Origin of the sequence: Collinsella sp. TM05-37, from assembly GCF_003436455.1 — a bacterium.
GTDB lineage: Bacteria > Actinomycetota > Coriobacteriia > Coriobacteriales > Coriobacteriaceae > Collinsella.
Window position 1 is genome coordinate 1 of record NZ_QSPN01000021.1, and the last position, 18,016, is coordinate 18,016.

The 18,016-nt window shown below is 56.7% G+C and carries 16 protein-coding genes and 1 pseudogene; 5 read left to right on the plus strand and 12 right to left on the minus strand.

The window, feature by feature from the left end; translation table 11 throughout:
* Positions 1-55 precede the first annotated feature (55 nt).
* Entirely contained in the window at positions 56-535 is a 480-nt protein-coding gene (locus DXD48_RS09055; protein WP_117564921.1) for an FHA domain-containing protein, read from the minus strand.
* A 516-nt stretch (positions 536-1,051) separates the two neighbouring features.
* Here DXD48_RS09055 and DXD48_RS09060 point away from each other — a divergent pair.
* From DXD48_RS09060 to DXD48_RS10045, 3 genes are all read left to right on the plus strand, one after another.
* Positions 1,052-2,410: a radical SAM/SPASM domain-containing protein gene (locus DXD48_RS09060; protein WP_117564922.1), complete on the plus strand. Its 1,359-nt coding sequence runs from the start codon at positions 1,052-1,054 to the stop codon at positions 2,408-2,410.
* 169 nt (positions 2,411-2,579) lie between these two features.
* Entirely contained in the window at positions 2,580-2,783 is a 204-nt protein-coding gene (locus DXD48_RS10040) for a hypothetical protein (RefSeq protein WP_124785779.1), read from the plus strand.
* Between the two features lie 30 nt (positions 2,784-2,813).
* Complete coding sequence (locus DXD48_RS10045; protein WP_147324165.1) at positions 2,814-2,993, plus strand: hypothetical protein; 180 nt, start codon at positions 2,814-2,816, stop codon at positions 2,991-2,993.
* Positions 2,994-3,879: 886 nt separating this feature from the next.
* On the opposite strand, the gene DXD48_RS09070 is transcribed toward DXD48_RS10045, so the two are convergent.
* The 7 genes and pseudogenes from DXD48_RS09070 to DXD48_RS09100 all read right to left on the minus strand — a co-directional run bounded on the left by DXD48_RS09070 (position 3,880) and on the right by DXD48_RS09100 (position 11,662).
* Positions 3,880-5,508 (minus strand): ABC transporter ATP-binding protein, encoded by a 1,629-nt coding sequence (locus DXD48_RS09070; RefSeq protein ID WP_117564924.1) that lies wholly within the window; start codon positions 5,506-5,508, stop codon positions 3,880-3,882.
* A 695-nt stretch (positions 5,509-6,203) separates the two neighbouring features.
* Positions 6,204-6,470 (minus strand): annotated as a pseudogene (locus DXD48_RS10380) (methyltransferase); the annotation flags it as partial.
* A 327-nt stretch (positions 6,471-6,797) separates the two neighbouring features.
* Positions 6,798-7,736, minus strand: a complete 939-nt coding sequence (locus tag DXD48_RS09080) for an FHA domain-containing protein (protein ID WP_117564925.1) — start codon at positions 7,734-7,736, stop codon at positions 6,798-6,800.
* Between the two features lie 3 nt (positions 7,737-7,739).
* On the minus strand, positions 7,740-9,584 hold the full coding sequence (locus DXD48_RS09085; protein WP_117564926.1) for a hypothetical protein: 1,845 nt from the start codon (positions 9,582-9,584) through the stop codon (positions 7,740-7,742).
* Complete coding sequence (locus DXD48_RS09090; protein WP_117564927.1) at positions 9,581-10,486, minus strand: hypothetical protein; 906 nt, start codon at positions 10,484-10,486, stop codon at positions 9,581-9,583. The genes DXD48_RS09085 and DXD48_RS09090 overlap by 4 nt, the downstream gene beginning before the upstream one ends.
* A 245-nt stretch (positions 10,487-10,731) precedes the next feature.
* Positions 10,732-11,328 (minus strand): recombination mediator RecR, encoded by a 597-nt coding sequence (recR, locus tag DXD48_RS09095; protein ID WP_089573257.1) that lies wholly within the window; start codon positions 11,326-11,328, stop codon positions 10,732-10,734.
* Positions 11,329-11,341: 13 nt separating this feature from the next.
* The gene (locus tag DXD48_RS09100) at positions 11,342-11,662 is read right to left on the minus strand and encodes a YbaB/EbfC family nucleoid-associated protein (protein WP_006235174.1); all 321 of its coding nucleotides are present in this window, start codon (positions 11,660-11,662) and stop codon (positions 11,342-11,344) included.
* Between the two features lie 339 nt (positions 11,663-12,001).
* On the opposite strand from DXD48_RS09100, the gene DXD48_RS09105 reads away from it, so the two are divergent.
* Complete coding sequence (locus DXD48_RS09105; protein WP_117564928.1) at positions 12,002-12,475, plus strand: hypothetical protein; 474 nt, start codon at positions 12,002-12,004, stop codon at positions 12,473-12,475.
* 21 nt (positions 12,476-12,496) lie between these two features.
* Here the strand turns inward: DXD48_RS09105 and dnaX are convergent, their stop codons facing one another.
* Entirely contained in the window at positions 12,497-14,965 is a 2,469-nt protein-coding gene (gene dnaX / locus DXD48_RS10350) for a DNA polymerase III subunit gamma/tau (RefSeq protein ID WP_158548975.1), read from the minus strand.
* 115 nt (positions 14,966-15,080) lie between these two features.
* Here dnaX and DXD48_RS09115 point away from each other — a divergent pair, with 115 nt between their 5' ends.
* Positions 15,081-15,800 (plus strand): hypothetical protein, encoded by a 720-nt coding sequence (locus DXD48_RS09115; protein ID WP_117564930.1) that lies wholly within the window; start codon positions 15,081-15,083, stop codon positions 15,798-15,800.
* A gap of 105 nt (positions 15,801-15,905) precedes the next feature.
* Here the strand turns inward: DXD48_RS09115 and DXD48_RS09120 are convergent, their stop codons facing one another.
* From DXD48_RS09120 to DXD48_RS09130, 3 genes are read right to left on the minus strand one after another with little or no spacing between them, the layout of a single operon-like run.
* Positions 15,906-16,565, minus strand: a complete 660-nt coding sequence (locus tag DXD48_RS09120; protein ID WP_117564931.1) for a DUF5028 domain-containing protein — start codon at positions 16,563-16,565, stop codon at positions 15,906-15,908.
* A gap of 5 nt (positions 16,566-16,570) precedes the next feature.
* A complete protein-coding gene (locus DXD48_RS09125) occupies positions 16,571-17,215 on the minus strand; it encodes an ATP-binding cassette domain-containing protein (RefSeq protein ID WP_117564932.1) in 645 nt (214 codons plus the stop codon).
* On the minus strand, positions 17,212-18,009 hold the full coding sequence (locus DXD48_RS09130) for a DUF2705 family protein (RefSeq protein ID WP_147324167.1): 798 nt from the start codon (positions 18,007-18,009) through the stop codon (positions 17,212-17,214). Before DXD48_RS09130 ends, DXD48_RS09125 begins: the two co-directional genes overlap by 4 nt.
* Positions 18,010-18,016 lie beyond the last annotated feature (7 nt).

The window sequence follows — 18,016 nt, forward strand, 5'->3', positions numbered from 1 at the left end:
TTTTGCCTCTTGACAATGTCCTGCTCATATTAAAAGGAACGTCCCCATCTGCCGACTAGAGGGCGCCGACGCCGAGGAGGATAGCGTAGGTGGTGGATTCGCCAAGTCTGAGCTCGTCGCCGGGGTTGAGCTGAGCGGAGCGGCCGGGCTCGACCTGGATGCAGACGTTCGTCGCGCCGTTTACCACCATGGTTCCGTTGGTGGACGACAAGTCCTCGACGTGCCAGATATTTTGAGCATCGCACCAGATATGGGCATGGCGGGCCGAGACGTCGTCGGTGATGCCGCCCTCCCCCGTTGCCAGCGCGCCGATCTCAACGCCTTCCTCACTCGGCTGAATCCAGCGCGGGACGCTCACCACGTAGCCGTTTTGCACGCACAGCAGTCCCAGCGGATGCGCCGGCGCGACCTCGTGCTCGCCCGCGACCGAAGATGTGCTCAGCGAGCGCGGCGTCGACGTGTCGCCGCCACGGGTCGCATGAGCGCGGCGGCTCGCCCGACTTGGAACTAAGGCGGGCGTGAGAGCAAACGGCATAGGGAACGAATCTTGCGGATGTACTCCTCGACGTCAGGCAGGTAAGCCCCACGAAGTCACCGGGGAGGCCCAAGCGGCCCGGCACCACTTCCAGATTCTGACCAGGGCGAGTCGTTCGCCGGTGGCTGAAGGCTCGCTCCCACCCAAAAGGGGAGATTCGCGTTGTTCCCCAATCGCTCTCGCATCTTTCATTTTGCTCGAGGTGGGCTATAAAAACTTTCCTGGTGAAAGGCGGCGATTGGTTTCCTTTCTTTCTAGAGGAGCGCGCCTGTAATCTGTTTTCATCCTAAATCAAGTTAAGATCGGACCTTCCAGAGGCAAGTCGACTCAAACTGCGAGGCTCCATGTTGGAATAAAGAGCGCTGTCGAAGTGCCAACAACACAAAGCTTGCCAGTCTCAAATAGAACCTTTTGGGAGTCCGATTGGGCCGCACACCGAATCCCCGCTGGTGGTTTTTTATAGCTGCGCAACAATAAACAAGGTTAGTGCCAGTCCAGCATGAAATTGAGGAACGTATGCATTTTTTCTCAGTAAGTGATCGTCGTTACTGCTTCGATGAGGTCACTCGCAATTGCTTTCAGGTTGACCAAGCATCAGAAGATGCGCTTCGCATATTTGAAGCATCGGGAAGAACGGTCAACTCGAAGTTGCTAACAAAGTCACTTGCTGCGAAAGGCTACGACCAAACGACCATAGCAGAACTTGAAGACGACATTGATGAGTATCAACGATTGTCTGAGCGGACTTTCTTAACAAAAGACACGCCTCGAAAACTTAGATCCATCGAACTCCACGTTTCACATGCATGCAACCTTGGTTGTAGTTACTGTTTTGCCGGTAAAGGAGATTATGGAACGTCTCCTCTGCTGATGACAGACGAGATAGCCTTCAAGGCGGTCGACTACCTCGTCGCAAGTTCATCGGAAAACGAAACGCTTGCGATCGTCTTTTTTGGTGGGGAACCCATGATTAACGAGCCGCTGATATGGAAAACGGTCGACTATTCAAAAAGAATATACCCCAATAGAAACTTTACCTATTCTATTACGACCAACGGAACGCTTTTGAATGACACTGCTGTGAATTCTTTCAAGGAGCACGGGTTTTCTGTTCTGATTAGTCTCGATGGTACAGGATGCAAGCACGATGCATCGCGCCCGTACAAGACGGGAGGCGGCTCTTTCTCCGATATCGACAAAAACGTTCGTCGTTTTTCCGAGTCGTTCCCCTTCGGCGCAAGAGCGACCTTAACAAATAATAACTGTAACCTTGTTGAAGACTATCTTCAGTTTAAAGAGATGGGCTTCAGAAGGATTTACTTCTCGCCCGTGAGCTCATTCGATGAGAATATCAAACTCGACGAACACTCATTAAACAAAATCAGGGCGGGCCTAATAGATTTGGCGGATCAATATCTCAAACAGATTGATCAAGGGGAAAAGCCCTTGTTTAGAACATTGAAAACTGCAGTTGATTTGATTATGAGCAACAGGATCGCCTTTGTCGGATGCGGGGCTGGCAGGCGTTTTATTTCCGTGACTCCCGAAGGGGACGTATACCCCTGTCACAGGTTTGTCGGGATGATGCGATTCAAAATGGGCAACATCGTCACCGGAATTGACGAAACTAGGTATATTGAAAACTGGAGTCAGGGTGTCGAAAAAAGAATTGACTGTACGGACTGTTGGGCTCGGTCTTTCTGTGGTGGGGGCTGTAGCTGGGAGGCTGCAGGCGAGCACGGCTACTTGCCCAAGAGTCTACACCCTGCATCATGTGAATATAGAAAAATGTGCTACGAGATGGCTTTTGACCTTATTTCCCGCCACTCATCTTCGCAGGAGAAAAATCAACGAGAAGCTACTGTATCGGAATAAGCGGTTCAGCGCATTGCTGTCACCATTGTGGAGGTGTTCGTTCTTCTGATTACCGTCTGCGAAGCTTATTGCTACGTTCGCCGAAACCATTCTAGAAATATGGTGAACTAGACATCTTGGTTTGTTATACACAATATTGAGGTTTTTCTGCACTCAAAGGGAGGTAGTCGTGAAGCATATTCATCCGATTAATCCAGGAAGTGGCGACGAGGCAGGCGTGAAGCCGATGTCTTTTGACTGCCTCTTGGGCATTACTGACATCTGTACTGTTTATGATAAAGCAGATGGCTGTGGTGCATACGATTACTGCGACTATGACATGGATGGCGGCAGCATCTGCGTTGTAGATCACTGTGGCATTGATCAAACGTAGTCTCTAATTGGATTAAGGTGAGGAGCTGTTATGAAGCATATCCATCCTGTTGGTTCAAATGAACATCCTCCCGTTGAGCCTTGTTGTCTTGGAGTTGATATATGCAATTTTTACGACATCGCCGAGTGCCCTGTTGCGGATTGGTGCTATGTCGATAAAGAATCAAGCTGTGTTTTGCCAGCAGATTGGTGCGATCCAGTTGACGAGTAGTTTTGTGGCTAGGAACTATTTGGTCCAATTCAGAATAAGATGGGAACAAATACCAAAATCTCGTGTCTGGGAGGAGTTATGCCATTATTGCAAGGTCTCGTTGGATTAGCCTTTATACTTGCGTTATATCTGGCACCTTTTTTAATTCTATTCTTCATTATCCGACTCTTTCTTCGGAGAAAATAGGAGTGTCACGCAAACATTAGCGTAGCTTTCTTCCAATATGAGCCGAGCATTGGCAAGTGGAATAAGAAGCCCGACCGTTCGCCACATGAAAGTGATCGGACGGGCTTCTCTATTTAACCCGGGCCGCCACCCATAGCGGCTTTCCAAGCGTATTCTCAGTGCAAAGCAATCGTCAGTTTAATCCTATGCGCTGATACCGCATTTCATTTGTTCGGCTCGAATTCTACGGCCTGGCAACCCTCGCACTCTCCGGCAAATGGATTGAACGCGAAGGCAGAGATGATGTGTGCGTGGACATCGAGGCTGCTGTAGGCAACATACTGGGACATGGACCCCCGCTGCGCGTGGTATGCGGCCCGGCATATTCATTGCCGTCCAACCCCGTGTAGTTGCAGCAAAGGGTGGAACCTCAATGCTCAGCTCATGTTGTCCGTGGGACACGAGAATCGTAAGTACACTTTGGTGCGATTCTCACGCTGATACTGAGCCACCTGGAATAAGATACGTCGCGACAACACTTCGCTTCACCTCTGTCTCGACAAGATGACGTAGACTAAAGTTTCCTTTAGTAAGAGAACGAGAACTATATCTGAAAGCGTTGCGATGGCGTGAAGGCACCGAGTCCGAACCGCCTGAATGCTACGTGCATCTGCATCGCCTTTTTGTTATCTCTGCCAGTTGGGTAGCACTACACTTGTCATCATTTACCCTGGTACATACTGCCTAAATCCACTACCCCTTCTACCGCGCCGACCATCTCGTCATCGTGAGAGACAACGATGATCAGCTGGCTTTGCTTGTTGCGCTTAACATAGGCCGCAAGCTCGGCGCGGCTTACAGCGTCTAACCCAGTCGTGGGCTCGTCGAGTACCAAAACTGACGACTTGCGTGAAATCGCCGACCATAAGTACACTCGGCGCAGCTCACCGCCCGAAAGCGCGGAGCAACGTTTCCCGAGCAACTCCTTCACGCTGTTTTCCAGCGAAAGTAGGCCATCTACACCCCGGTGATAGGAAGAAAAGGGCGTGTCGAAATACTCTAACAGCTCTTTCACCGTTTCGTCCGGCGCGAAGCACGACTGTGGGCAGCACGATATCTCTCTCGCACGTATGTAATCCAAGTCGCATTCTTCGATTGGCACGCCGTTGTATTTTACTTTGCCTTTCGATGAGTATAGCCCGAGCATCAAGTAAAGAAGTGACGTCTTGCCTCTTCCGTTTTCCCCAACTATGCAATATGTACCAGGACCGGAAAACTTGAAAGAAAACCCGCCGAGGACCTCTCGGACAGATCCGTCTGGAAGGGCAACCGAGAATTCCAAATCAGATACCGAAATGTCATTTATTTCATCGAGTTTAGCTAAATCGGTCCGATTCCACCCCGATCTCTCCTTTTCTCTCGTCGCGATAGCCGTCCTATCCCATGATGCTTTGGCATCTTGATAGGATTTGAACAATGACATCATACTTTTCAAAGTCTTAAAGAGAACCGCGAAGTATGTACCGATGATAGTGTACTCGCCTATTGACATAGTTCCGTTAATGATTCGTACTCCAGAAACAACAAGTATCACCGCTTGAAACAACGCTGCGAAAAGACCATCGAGCGATGTCAGAGAATATGATAGCTTTCCGGAGCGCAAAACTTTGGGAAAATAGCTCTTAAACCCAGCGTCGAGCGCTTGTTCGCTCTTGCCGTACGAAGATGTCAGTTGAATGTTGAGAATCTGATTAAGCTGCGATGCAATTGCGGCGTAAAAGGCGCTGTCCGCCTCTTTCTTCTCATACGTGACCCTATACAAAAGTTTCCTCAACCCAGTAATTACACAGAAATACACGATGAGGAGAATGATGGAAAACACCGCGAGAGTTGAATCAATTGACCATATGATAAGCAATACGATGGGAATGGCTACAATGGACAGCGGCGCACTGATAAAATTCGCCAAAACGAAGGATGAGACCACGCTGGAGTCGGAAATAATCCGTTGCGTTGTATAGGCTGGATCGATGGTCCGACTCACCAAGTAATCGTCTCTTTCAAAACGCAAGACGGCCTCCCTGAGAAGATCAAAGGAAAGTCTCGTGGTTATGCGAATGGAAAGTGTTCCTGCAAAATAAGTAAAGAGGGTGGAGAAAACTCCTATTGACGCAACCAGGAGCGCGAAGAGTACGGCGTCTCTTTCGCTGCGGTTACCGAGAAGAAAATCTAAGAATTTCCCGTTCACGTATGGCATGGCATAGGAGAGAGCGGTTCCAATCACCGTGATAGCAATGAAGACGAAAGCCCCTTTTGCTCTGATGAACCTCGAGAGAACGCATCGAATCAAGGAAGGCCCCAATCTACCCGCCACAAAACATCAATCACTGATACCTTACACCTCAACACAACAGGAGCGAAGATTTGCCAATGAGACTGCTTTAAGATTGCCTTGGGCCAATACGATCTCAAGCTCTTCCTACAAGAGAGTCGGAATCGGACATCTCCTCCGACGAACCTGGCAATCGGGCGGTTGAAATATCTTTTTCAACCGCCCGATTGCCACAATAGATTTGAGCATCCGCCCACAAACGTCCGCGTTTTATACCCATCAAATCCTTTGCCTTTTGTCGTCTAGACTAGAAAAATCGCTCGAAATAACGCAACCGGCCTGCTCGCTTGAAGAAACCTAAGCCCGTAACGTAGATGTGCAAACTTCCGAAACGCCTTGCGCGGCATAGTGCGTATAAACTTCGTCAACCGCCTCAGAAATATCTGAGTATCGCGCCGGGTCAAAAGCATACGATGTCGCAGCTATACCCTGCACCCATTCGGAACGCGGATTAATTGAATAGCCACACAGCATCATCATACATGCATCTAGACCTGATTTCCCAAGTATCCGACGTATTGATGAGAGCATCGCGGGTCGCCCCTGCACCATCGTCGTCACCCCTATTAGCAGTATTTACCGTTTTTCTCTAAATGCGTATCGCCACCCTTAAGAATACGAAGTGTTTTATCCAGACCCGATTGTCCTCCATCTCAAACGAAGGGATAAGGAATCTCATCCGGAATCGGCAGTAACGGAGGATTCACAACGACAAGCGAAAAACATGAGTCATCTCTCAGAGGGGAGTAAAGGCTCCCCTCAAGCACCCTAGTTTCGTCATCCAAAGAGTTGATGGCAGTGTTTTTCTTACAAAGGTCGACAACAAAAGGGTTGATTTCTACAGATGTTACATCCATGCCACAGTTGGTAAGTATCAGGCCCTGTATTCTGGGGCCAGAACACAAATCGAGAGCCTTCCGTGCGCTCTGCGGTGTAAGGCGCCAATCTCAGCAAATCTGTCCCACAATACTGCGCTGAAGAACAAGACGGAACCCCTGAGCCAAACTCCCCTATACCTTATTAAGGCTAAGACAGGCAAGTTCACGCACCCGGCATATTCCAGAATAACATCCTATTGTTTTAGATGCTCTACAAGCATGAACAGCCGCGAATCGGAAAGATCTTCTAGTTTCGCCCCGACTGACCGCCAAGGGCCAAAATGGCCCCTCCATCCCCGGGCGACTGGCTCTGGCGCGCCGAGGAGTGTCCCCAAGTGCCGGCAGAAAAGAAACGTCCCTATCTGCCGGCTAGAGGGCACCGAAGAGGATGGCGTAGGTAGTGGATTCGCCGAGCTTGAGCTCGTCGCCGGGATTGAGTTGGGCGGAACGGCCGGGCTCGACCTGAATGCAGACACGCGTGGCCCCGTTTACCACCACGGTTCCGTTGGTGGACGACAAGTCCTCGACGTGCCAGATATTTTGAGCATCGCACCAGATATGGGCATGGCGGGCCGAGACATCGTCGCCGACGTCGGTAATATCGCCCTCACCAGTGGCCAGCGCGCCAATCTCAACACCCTGCTCACTCGGCTGAATCCAGCGCGGGGCACTCACGACAAAACTGTTTTGTATGCGCAGCAAGCCCAAAGGGTGCGCCGGGGCGGGGTCGCGTTCGCCCGCGGTCATCGACATGCCAAGCGAACGCGGCGTGGAGGTGCCTCCGCCACAGGTCGCGTGCGCGTAGTCGATGGCATAGTTCACCGAGGACCGCACATCCGCCGAACAACCGACGGCGACAAACAGCACCAGCACGGCCTCGGCGCGCTCGGCGGGCATGAGTTCCGCCGCCTGGGACAGGCGATCGAGCGCGTTGCGATAGAGATTCGTGTCCTGGTGGCACTCTTCGAGCGCGCGTACCATCGGTTCACCTGCAGGACCGTACACCATATTGATCACAGCCGTGGAGTCCATGGGATTGCGCTGGCGCAGGGCCAGTTGCGACATAATACGCGCAGCCGAGGTACCGTATTCGGCAAAGTAGCGCTGCTGAAGCGTGCCGACCGGCGCGCGAACGATAAAGCGGGAAACCCAAGAGCGATCGGCGGCTCGGCTCTGCGGGCTGCGGCCGTCGGCGAGCGGACGGGACGAAAGCACCAAGCCGCACAGCTCGATATGGCTCAGATGCGCTGCGCGCTTAAAGATGTCAAACATGGCCCCGCATGGGGTGAGCTCAACTTGAGATGCCATGACCTAGGCCTCCTTGGTCGTAGAAATAGAATCGGACGATACTTCGACAGGTCCGCCAAAAGTACGGACAGCTGCGGCTCCACCGGCAAGCGGAGTCGCCATCTGGGCTTTTGTGCGTCGCGGTGCCGAAACGGGAAGTTCAAAGGCAAAGCCCATCGCAAGCAAAAACCACGTAAGCGTATAGGTTGCAACCAGAGCGGCAACAAGGCCGCCCATCACGGCGCGTTGGGAAAATACGCTACATGCAGCCACAACCAGCACCGGAACCTCGCAGGCAGAAAGCGCAAGCACACCCTGCAGGAAGCCCGAGCGCCGATCGCGCGCAAGTGCCCCCGCGGCAACGCCGGCTATGCCTGGCAGCGCCAACGCCAGTGCGGCAATAATACCCGGTAGCGACCCAGACCACACGAGCGATCCCAAAGTCGCCGTCACGCGAGCGCCCGACACCAGCAGCGCGGCCGAAACCACGACCACAGCCCAAACCACGCCACAGACGACCGTCGCGCCGACCATCAGCGCGCGACGAACCGCGCGGCCAGACGCATCCATGGGGCACGGCGTGAGCGGCTCGCCGCGAAGCGAACGACCGACATTTTGCGCATAGTGGTCACAAAACGCCGAGAGCGCCGCCTCGACCGCCGCCGGCTCGGGACGATCTTTTTGATGGCTGGACAGACAGGCCATCACCACGTCGAACAGCTGGGCATCGACAAACGCCAGCGCATCGCGTAGCTCTTCGGAATCCGGCTCAAGCCCTAGCTGCTGGGCCTGCTCGGCCGCGGCGAGCGCCACATCGGGCTCACGACGAAGCAGCTGAGTCAAATCACAACCGGGCGCATGGGCACCAATGGGATAGTCGGGCCGCGTGTCCATCTTGAGACGGTAGGGGCTCGCGATGTCGCGCGTCTTTTTGCGCGAACCCGAGGCACCCGAAGTACTCGGCGCGGCTTCGTATGGCGCGACGCCGGCAATGAGCTCGTAAACCGTGCTTGCCGCGGCGTATACGTCAATCGCCGGCGACATACGCAAAGCGCGCAGGTCGGGAATATCGTCGGTGAGCATCTCGGGCGGGGCATAGGCAACCGTCGCGCGACGCAGCGTGGCATAGCGCTCCGTAAACGACGCCTTGCCGCCGGTACCGGCCACGGCCGACGCAGGCTCGAGCGCCAGCGACGAGCCAAAGTCGATCAGGCACAGGTCAAAGGTGCCCTCGGCAAGCTGCCGGTCAAGCGGTAGACGCGCCGTACGCACCATAATATTAGCGGGCGAGATATCGCGATGGACAAAGCCCTCGCCCACCAGGCTCATACGGCAGAGCAGATCGAACAGGTCGCGACCCAGACGCGCCGCCACAAGCGGCGACAGGCGTCCGGCATCGTCCACGGCGAGTCGCGAACGCAAGCGGGCAAGTGTCTCGCCCTCGACCCATTCCATGACAATTGCAGGCACACCGTCGACCTCGCCCCAGCCATAGAGGCGGGGAAAGCCCTTAAGGCCCGAAAGGGCACGATGACATTCGTATTCCTCGCGAAACGCCGCCTTGAACTTGGCGACCAGCGCCTCGTGAGCGGCATCGTCGTCGAACTCATCGCGCGCCGGCAAGATGAGCTGCTTGAGCGCCACAGCCTCGCCTTGGGCGTTGACGGCATGCGTCACGCGGCCGATACCGCCACGGCGCATGGTGGCATCGTCGGCAAACAGCATCGTAAAACGACGCAGATAGGCAGGCAGTTCGTCCTGACCGAGCGCAATGGCCGGCTCAAACCCGTCGACACGCGCCAGGCGCAGGCCGACCATGGGATCGCGACCGAGCGATTGTGGTGTGGTAGATGCAAGATCGGTCATCATAGGGCAAGCGCCGCCACGTTATTGTTGAAGTTACCGAGCGCGACGTCATCATCGCCGTAATGGCCGACCCATTGACATAGGTTGGTGTAACAGCCCCACAGATTGGCATACTGCTGATACCACTTTGACCGGGGCGAGAATGTCTGACGACCGAACTCGGCTCGAATAACAAACATCTCCCCGACCAGGCTGTCGCACGGCCTGGGATCTCCCGTAGAGTTATAGGTCGAAACCACGTCATTGGCGCGAGAAACATAGCCGTCGAGCATGTTGTACTTGGTCACAAGCCAACTGTGAATGCTCTCTTCCTCAGCAGCGGAAAGGCCACCGGAGTTTGCATCGTTGTCAGTGTTGCCGCCCGTCGAGCCGCCGTTTCCAGACCCTCCGGCAGAGGAACCCGACCCAGAGCCGCCGCCCGAACTCGACGAATCCGAGCCGGAGCCAGAAGTATCCGAGCTACCGGGCTTTCCGGACTGCTGGGCGTCCTGCTCCTTCTGCTGCTCGACCTTATTCACCGTTGCCGCCACGCTATTGTTGGACAACCGATCGATGATCTTGGTGTTGGTGAGCACGATGGTTTTGCCATTGGCAAGCGTGACTTCGTTGTCCGGGGCCTCGGCGCCGTCCGCGTCGCCGGTGCCAAACACAATATGCGCGACCACACTTGCCCAGGCATATCCAGTCGTGGTCCCCAGGTCACTTTTGACCTCATGCCCCACGCGCGGTTCGCGTGCGGCATGTGCCTGCATCATGGACGGCACGGTCATGCCATAGGCAGAAACGCCAGCTATGACCAGCACCAGCGAGCAAGACAGCAGTGCGTACGCCCGCGGCGCCAAGCCCAGTCGGCGTCGCATGCGCACCGCGGCGCCGCGCTTTGTCTGAGTGCCACCGGGCCGCATGCGTTCTCCTCCAACAAAAACACGCCGCTCGGGAGCGGCGCATTCATTCGAATCCATATTTGAGTGTATCAGCGAACCCAAAAGGTTGCGCAACGAATGGGCAAATTAAGGATGCGAGTGGAAGCATCCATGCGATAAGCGGATACAAAGCATCTTTGTTGCACAACAAACTTACAGTCGCACGGGGAAATTATGGCTACCCCGTGCGTCGCGATGAAGACATACGGCAGGAGCAGGCTCGCCACCTAAATCGTGCGACGGGCCTCGATGGCGCGCCCAAGCGTAAGCTCGTCGGCATACTCCAGGTCGCCGCCCACGGGAAGGCCGCTCGCCAGACGCGATACCTCAACGCCCAGCGGCTTGATAGTGCGGGCCAGGTAGCTCGCCGTGGTCTCGCCCTCGATATTGGGGTTGGTGGCGATGATGACCTCGTGGATGTCCTCGTGGCCCAAGCGTGCCAGCAGCTCACGAATGTGCAACTGCTCGGGACCAATCTTGTCCATGGGACTGATCACGCCGCCCAATACGTGGTAGAGACCGTGGTAGCTGCCCGTGCGCTCAATCGCCTGGACATCGCGCGGCTCGCCCACCACGCAAATGCGAGTGGTATCGCGCATCGAATCCTGGCAGATGGAGCACTCGTCGGCCGTGGCGTAGTTAAAGCAGCGGCTGCAAAAGTGAACCTCCTGCTTAACCTCCAGGATAGCCTCGGCCAGGCGGCGCGCCTCCTCGGCATCGGCCTCGAGCAGGTAATAGGCGATGCGCTGGGCCGACTTGGGACCAATGCCCGGCAGACGGCCCAGCTCATCGAGCAATTTTTGCAGACTATGGTTGGCACTCATATATATGCGTGTCTTAGAACGGCATGCCCGGGATGTTGAGGCCGCCGGTGATGGCGCCCATCTGCTTGTTGGCAAGCTCGTTGACACCGCGGACGGCCTCGTTGACGGCAGCCATGATCATGTCCTGCAGCATATCGACGTCCTCGGGATCGAGGGCATCGGGGTCGATGGTGAGGTTGACGAGCTCCATCTCGCCGTTAACGGTCACCTTGACCATGCCGCCGCCGGCAGAGGCGTCGACGGTCTGGGACTTAAGGTTTTCCTGCGCGGCGGCAAGCTGCTCCTGCATCTTGCGAGCCTGCTTCATCATTTGCTGCATGTTCATACCGGCCATGATGGCTCCTTTACGTGCGGCCGCGCGACAAGCTGCAAGGGCAGCCGGAGCGCGACGGGACTTTCAAACTCAAAAATCGTACCACGGCGCGGGGCAAGCAAGCGGGGCGGACACGCTACCTCAGTCGATATACATGTCCTCCAATACAAACCACGCGCAAAGATTATGCAAGGCCGAATTATGCAAGGTTGCATAATATCGCATACTCAATCTAGTAGAGCCGAATCCGGCATTTCATGTGTGCCACTAAATAGCTAAATGCCAAACCGCTGCTCGAGGCGGAGCACATGGCGGCAGGGTATAATTTGATTGTCATAGATTGCAATTTGGAGGTGCCCCATGAATGTCCCCGACGCGCTCCAAAACATCCGCTCAAAACACCCCGTTGCATATGCGGTTCTCTATCTCTTTGTCGGCTGGGCATTGTTGGTTGTCATCACCCACGCCGTAGCTTTTGGAGCAGAGCTACTGATAGCCAGCTCGGACCAGCCGATCGTCAAATGGGAAGCGACCGATGAGTGCACCGACGGAACCCGAACCATTTACTACAATAGCCCGTCCCTCTACCAAGAGTTCAAGGTCAAGATAAAGGACTCCAAGATTGTCGATGCCGAACTGGGCTCTTTATTTACAATCGGAGCAACCGTCAACGCCGAGCAAGTCGAGTACACAGACAGCCATGCGACGTATCGTATCGACCTCAGCATCCTAGGCCGACCGTCACGCGCCTGTCTGCTCGAATGCGATATACGCGGCACCACGTTGCACATGTCCGAAATACAGATGCGCCCGGGCAAGGGGTTCTCTTCTTGAGCAGTATACCCGCCTGCGCAGCTACTCCACCGGCTTGAAGATGGTGGACTGGCCGAAGACGCTGCGGATGAGGGCTTTGGCCTCGTCCTCGGTCTGCGGGATGCTTGGGGCTGCGCCTTGATGGCCGAAGGGGCTGCCCGCGCCGGGGTTGGACTCCCAGGGAGCCGCAGGAGCGTCCTCCTCTTTGGGGGCAGTTGCAGCGGGCTTGGGCGCGGACGCCGCACCCGGCACGTCGAACGGGGGCAGATCGTCCCCGCCGGCATCGGCAGCAAAACCGCCGACCATGACATCGTCGTAGGGAACCTGCTCGGATTCCCACGGCGCAGACGGCGCGGCGGGCTGAGCCTTGGGAGCGGACGCGCGCTCGGGCGCTCGGGGTGCGGGCTCGGTCGGGAGCTTGCCCGTGGCAGGAGCACCGGCGGGATTGTCGGAGCGTAGCCAGGGGGCCTTAGCTAGGTCGGATGACTTGGGCGCAGGCGCGGCAGCGGGCTTGGGCGCGGGAGCCGGAGCAGCCGGTTTGGGCGCCGCGGGCTCAGGCACCGACGGGGTCGGCGCCGCTACCGGTGCCGCTTTTGGCTGCGTCGCGCTGGCGCTCGAGGATGCAGGGGCCGCCGAGGACACGGGTTGCGGGTCCGCAAATGCCGCAGCCCGTGCAGATGGAGAATGCTCCTCATGTTGAGGAGCCGGCGTGCCACCCCCATCCAGGACATAGTCGACGGTACGACGACCGAAGACTGCGCAGACCGTCGGCAGGACCACCGACTGCGTATCAGCGCGGCCGAGCATCTTGATGGCAAAGGTCGAGCCCGCAGGGAACGAGACGGTGAGCTTGGAGCCGTCGTCTGCTGCGGCGCGGGCGTTGAGCAAAAGCCCTGCGTAGGAAGCCTGACGCGCCTTGACACGCTCGACAACCTCGGCCCATTTGCGCTGCAGCTCTCCGGTATCCTCGACCGCGGGCGTCTCGGCAGCACCGGCGGCGACAACCTGGGCGGCATTGTTGGACTTGGACACCGGCACGGTCGATGCAGCAGGCGCGGGAGCCGTAACGGGTTGAGGCGCAGGCGTTACAGGTTTGGGCGCGGGAGCCGGAGCCGCGGACTTGGGCGCAGGCTGGGCAGCTGGAACAGCAGCGCCGCGGTCCCAAGGCATGCCACCCTGATGCGCGGATGTAGCAGTGGGGGCAGCGGTCGCCGCAGGAGTAGCAGCTCGGGCACCCGAGATCAGTGTCGGTTGTTGCGTCGCCGCGGGTGCAGCCGCGACAGCCGCAGGCGCACTCGCTTGAGCAGCAGCCACGCTCGCCGGCACGGCGGCGTTGGCAACCATGGCCTCCAGACGCGCCACGCGCTCGGCCAGAGCCTCAATGGTCAGATCGGCCTCGGGACGTGCCAAGCGCGTGCAGGCGATCTCGAGCACCAGGCGCACGTCGCTCGCACCCCTCATCTCCAGCGCGGCATCGTCGAGCACCGTTAGCACGCGAGCCAAACGATCGGCAGGATGCTCGTCAAAGGCAGCGGCCTCAGCAGCAAGCGCCTCGGCCTGCTCGGAGCCGCCCTCAAACAGCTCGGCACGGGCACCGGCAACGCAGGCAACGTACACGTCACGCACATGCGCCACCAGGTCGCGCGTCAGCTCCAGCAGGTCGTTTCCTTCCTCGACCTGCGCACGGATCAGTCCATAGAGCTCGGCAACATTGCGATCGGCAATGGCGCGGGCAAACTCGCCCAGAATCTGGTCCGAAACCTCGCCTAAAAGCGAGCGGGCGTCGTCCGCATGCACAGAACCGTTGCCAAAGACGCTCAGCTGTTCCAGCGTGGACAACGCGTCGCGCATGCCGCCCTTGGCATGGCGCGCCACGATAGCCAGCGCCTCATCGTCGTAATCGAAGCCCTCCTGCTCGCACACGTATGCCAGGCGACGCTCAATATCCTCGTTGCCGATGCGATGGAAATCGAAACGCTGGCAGCGCGAGAGGATGGTCTCCAGAATCTTTTGCGGGTCGGTGGTGCACAGCACAAAGATCACGTGTGCCGGCGGCTCCTCGAGCGTCTTGAGCAGCGCGTTGAACGCCGCCGTCGTGAGCATGTGGACCTCGTCGATGATATAGATCTTGTACTTGCCGCGCACCGGGGCAAAGTTGACGGAGTTGATGATTTCCTCGCGCACATTGTCCACGCCCGTGCGGGAGGCGGCATCGAGCTCGTAGACATCGGGGTGGTTACCCTCGGCAATGAGCTCGCACTCCTCGCAAGTACCGTCGGGCATGCAGCCGCTTGCACCCTCGGCGCGCGCCGCCTCGGCATTGCGGCACAGCAGCGCCTTGGCCAGAATGCGCGCCATGGTGGTCTTGCCCGTGCCGCGCGGTCCGCAGAACAGGTAGGCGTGGGACAGACGCCCCTCGGTGATGGCGTGCTCGAGCGTCGAGACGATATGCTGCTGGCCCACCACGGAGTCAAAGGTGAGCGGGCGATACTTTCGGTACAACGATTCCATGGGTGCTCCCCCGGGTATACTGAGTCTTGTTGCCGCGGCGGCCATGCGGTCGCACGGCATACTGCACTCATAATAACCCGTACGGCGAGCCCGCCGCGATAGGAGTCCAAAGAGTATGGCAGACGCAGAGAGCAACCTCATTCCCTCCGAAGCAGCCGACCAGGTCGAGGTCGCGCTCGAGGCGCAGGCAGCAGCCGATGACGGCATCCTGTACCTCAACGAGTATCAGTACGAAAACGATCTGGTCACCGACTTCGCCCGCCTGGTCGCCTCGCCCAGACGCCGCGGCTCCCTGTATGTCGCCGCCGCCATTGCCGCCCTGCTGGGTATTGGCATGCTGGTAGCCGGTGGCAACTGGATCAAGTTTGGCGTCGTCCTCATCGTGTTCGGCGCCTTTTTGGCCTGGTGGAGCAAAAACCTGCACCACACGCTCGCCCGCGACTTTATCGATGCCGTCGAGGCCGACGAGTCCATGGGCGGCCGTTATCGCCGCGTCGCCGCCAACGAAGACGGCCTAATGGTCTGGGGCAAGAGCGGCAAGTCGCAGTTCTTCCCGTTTGACAAGCTCGACCACGTACTCGACGGCGAGCGCATCTTTGTTGCCATGTTCGCCGACCAGGGCGTGACGATCCCCAAGGACACCTTTGTTCGCGGCGATGCCGAGCAGTTTGGCGCCTTCCTTAAGGCGCGCATCAACAAAAAACTCCGCATCGAGACCAAACGCAAGAAGATGAAGGCAGAAAAGGCCGCTGCCGAAGCAAAACAGGCCGACAAGCCCCAGGACAACAAGGGCAAGCAGCGCAAGCAGAAGAAGAACAAGAAGAAGAAGCGGTAATCCGGCCGACACCGAAGGTGCCTCGTCCCGCGCCCGATTCCGAGTCGGAGCGCCTGAAATCGGGCGCGGGTACCGCCGATGGACCCATTTTGCCTAACTCTCGAGCTACTTCACTTCAAACCTTAAGAGCCTTCTCTCCGGCAGATCGGTCATCTTCATCGTATAAGTCCCGGGAAAAGCCTTCTCAAAACGGACGGTCTCGTAATCTTCAAAGTAATCGTTGGTGTTTTGCATCATAAATGGGACAAGCAACTCGTTTTCCGCTCCAACCTGCACGGCAAACGCTGCAAATCCGTCTAAAGCCGGCATTGCCTGCGCTATCAGATCGGTATTGACCATAAAGTCATAGTTTGGCGCAGACTCCGGCACCAAATGCCAAACATACGTTTTGATTCCGCCTTCGACATTGTCCTTATTCCTGACACGCATCTTTACGGCGATAACACACGTGATGTCGGCGTCCTTCAATTTCGTTTTCGTATCCACGATGCCATATTTTGAATAATCATCATGCGCACGCTTGAGATACTCGCGCGGCGTGAGCAGCTCTGCCCCGTCTATGCAAAACGAATACCCGTCAGTCGCCACATCCTTCGACCCCAGAAACGCCCCATCCATCGAGAGCCATTCGCCCTCCGCATAATATTTCTCAGGAATGACCGTCCGGTTCCCGTTAACGACGCTCGCCCTCATGCCCGCAAGGCCAGTAACAGCACAGCCGAAAAGCGCAAGCGCCGACCTTCTTGTCCACAGGGTCTTCTTCATCGCGCTCACGACCTTTCCCGAACGTTCACAACGGCACCGTCGCGCATGCAGTAAACCCGATCGGCCAGCTCCTCGAGCACCTCTCCGTCATGGCTGGACAGAATAACCTCGCGACCCGTTGATGCCGCCATCGCCACAACGCGCTTGAGCATTTCCACGCCCGCTTCGTCGAGGGCATTTGTTGGCTCATCGAGAACAAGCAGCTTCGGCTTTTCCATAATTGCCGCAGCTATCCCCAGACGCTGCTTCATCCCAAGCGAGTATGCTCGGAACTTCTTTTTTTCGTCTGCATCGAGCCCCACGAGCCGCAGGGCAGAGCGAATGTCCTCGCGGGTTGCAACGCCCTTGATCTGAGCAATGAGCTCCAGATTGTCGCAGCCAGACAGATATCCCAAAAAGGAAGGCGCCTCGATCAACATCCCCAGACTCGGCGGGAACGAGATGTCCGCCCCAAGCCTTTGGCCATCGATAGAGATTTCGCCTTCGGTAGGCTTGATCAATCCGCAGACCGCTCGCATAAGCATGGTCTTACCCGAACCGTTTATCCCCTGAAGACCGACCACAGTCCCAGGGTCAACCTCGATGGACACGTTGCGCAGAACATCGTTTTTGCCTATGCGCTTCGATACGTCCCTAACGATCACGCTCATATCTTGTCCCCCTTTTCTAAAAGGTCTGCCCTTCGAAACCACAGTCCGCCCAGCGATAGGCATAACGACATAATCACAATTGAAAACAAGACGCTCGAGCCCGTCGCGATTCCCTCTTTGACAATTCCGCCCCAGCGCAACAGCATCAGGGCATTTCCCAGCAGCACCCAATGCCGCGCATATGCCGAGCAGATCAGGGAGCTCATTAAAACCACAAACGAGACCGACGGCCCAAGCACAAACCCGACCGCTGCCTGCGCAAACGCAAGCGCCTCGAAAGCAAGAAAGAGTCCTACGAAAAACGGCAGCGCATCTGCCTCGGCAGCTTTGAGAAACCACGGCGCCAAATTAGCCAGCTGAAGCGACTCGCCATGGACGACCGCGCTGAACGAGGAGCTCACCACCAAGCTCCAAATCACAACAGAGCAAACCACCACGAGCAGTGAAAATGCCGTTACCGCCGCCACCAAGATAAAACGCGAGACCCACCAAAGGGTTCTTGACCGGCATCGAACAAGCGCTTGCAAACCAAACCCGTGCAACGATTCGGTCGGATAATCGAGTGTTGTATAGAGAATGAGCAGAATGAGGAATAGCCACCCTAACGGAGGCACAAACATGGCCCCGGGCCTAGGCTCAAACGGAGCAGACCCGGCAAACACGAGCGCGAGATTATCCGCAAACCCCAAGGTATCCGTCCTGACCCCATACACAGAAGACAATCCGTAGGCGTACACCAAGTTCGCAACGGTCACTGCCGCAACCGCAATAAAAGCGATGATGTTCTTCTTCAAAACGGTC

Coding starts and splice junctions, on each gene's coding strand:
- DXD48_RS09120 (WP_117564931.1), bottom strand. CDS start 16,565: ATGAAGAAGACCCTGTGGACAAGAAGGTCGGCGCTTGCGCTTTTCGGC.
- DXD48_RS09080 (WP_117564925.1), bottom strand. CDS start 7,736: ATGGCATCTCAAGTTGAGCTCACCCCATGCGGGGCCATGTTTGACATC.
- DXD48_RS09115 (WP_117564930.1), top strand. CDS start 15,081: ATGGCAGACGCAGAGAGCAACCTCATTCCCTCCGAAGCAGCCGACCAG.
- DXD48_RS09060 (WP_117564922.1), top strand. CDS start 1,052: ATGCATTTTTTCTCAGTAAGTGATCGTCGTTACTGCTTCGATGAGGTC.
- recR (WP_089573257.1), bottom strand. CDS start 11,328: ATGAGTGCCAACCATAGTCTGCAAAAATTGCTCGATGAGCTGGGCCGT.
- DXD48_RS10045 (WP_147324165.1), top strand. CDS start 2,814: ATGAAGCATATCCATCCTGTTGGTTCAAATGAACATCCTCCCGTTGAG.
- DXD48_RS09125 (WP_117564932.1), bottom strand. CDS start 17,215: ATGAGCGTGATCGTTAGGGACGTATCGAAGCGCATAGGCAAAAACGAT.
- DXD48_RS09090 (WP_117564927.1), bottom strand. CDS start 10,486: ATGCGGCCCGGTGGCACTCAGACAAAGCGCGGCGCCGCGGTGCGCATG.
- DXD48_RS09100 (WP_006235174.1), bottom strand. CDS start 11,662: ATGGCCGGTATGAACATGCAGCAAATGATGAAGCAGGCTCGCAAGATG.
- dnaX (WP_158548975.1), bottom strand. CDS start 14,965: ATGGAATCGTTGTACCGAAAGTATCGCCCGCTCACCTTTGACTCCGTG.
- DXD48_RS09055 (WP_117564921.1), bottom strand. CDS start 535: ATGCCGTTTGCTCTCACGCCCGCCTTAGTTCCAAGTCGGGCGAGCCGC.
- DXD48_RS09085 (WP_117564926.1), bottom strand. CDS start 9,584: ATGATGACCGATCTTGCATCTACCACACCACAATCGCTCGGTCGCGAT.
- DXD48_RS09105 (WP_117564928.1), top strand. CDS start 12,002: ATGAATGTCCCCGACGCGCTCCAAAACATCCGCTCAAAACACCCCGTT.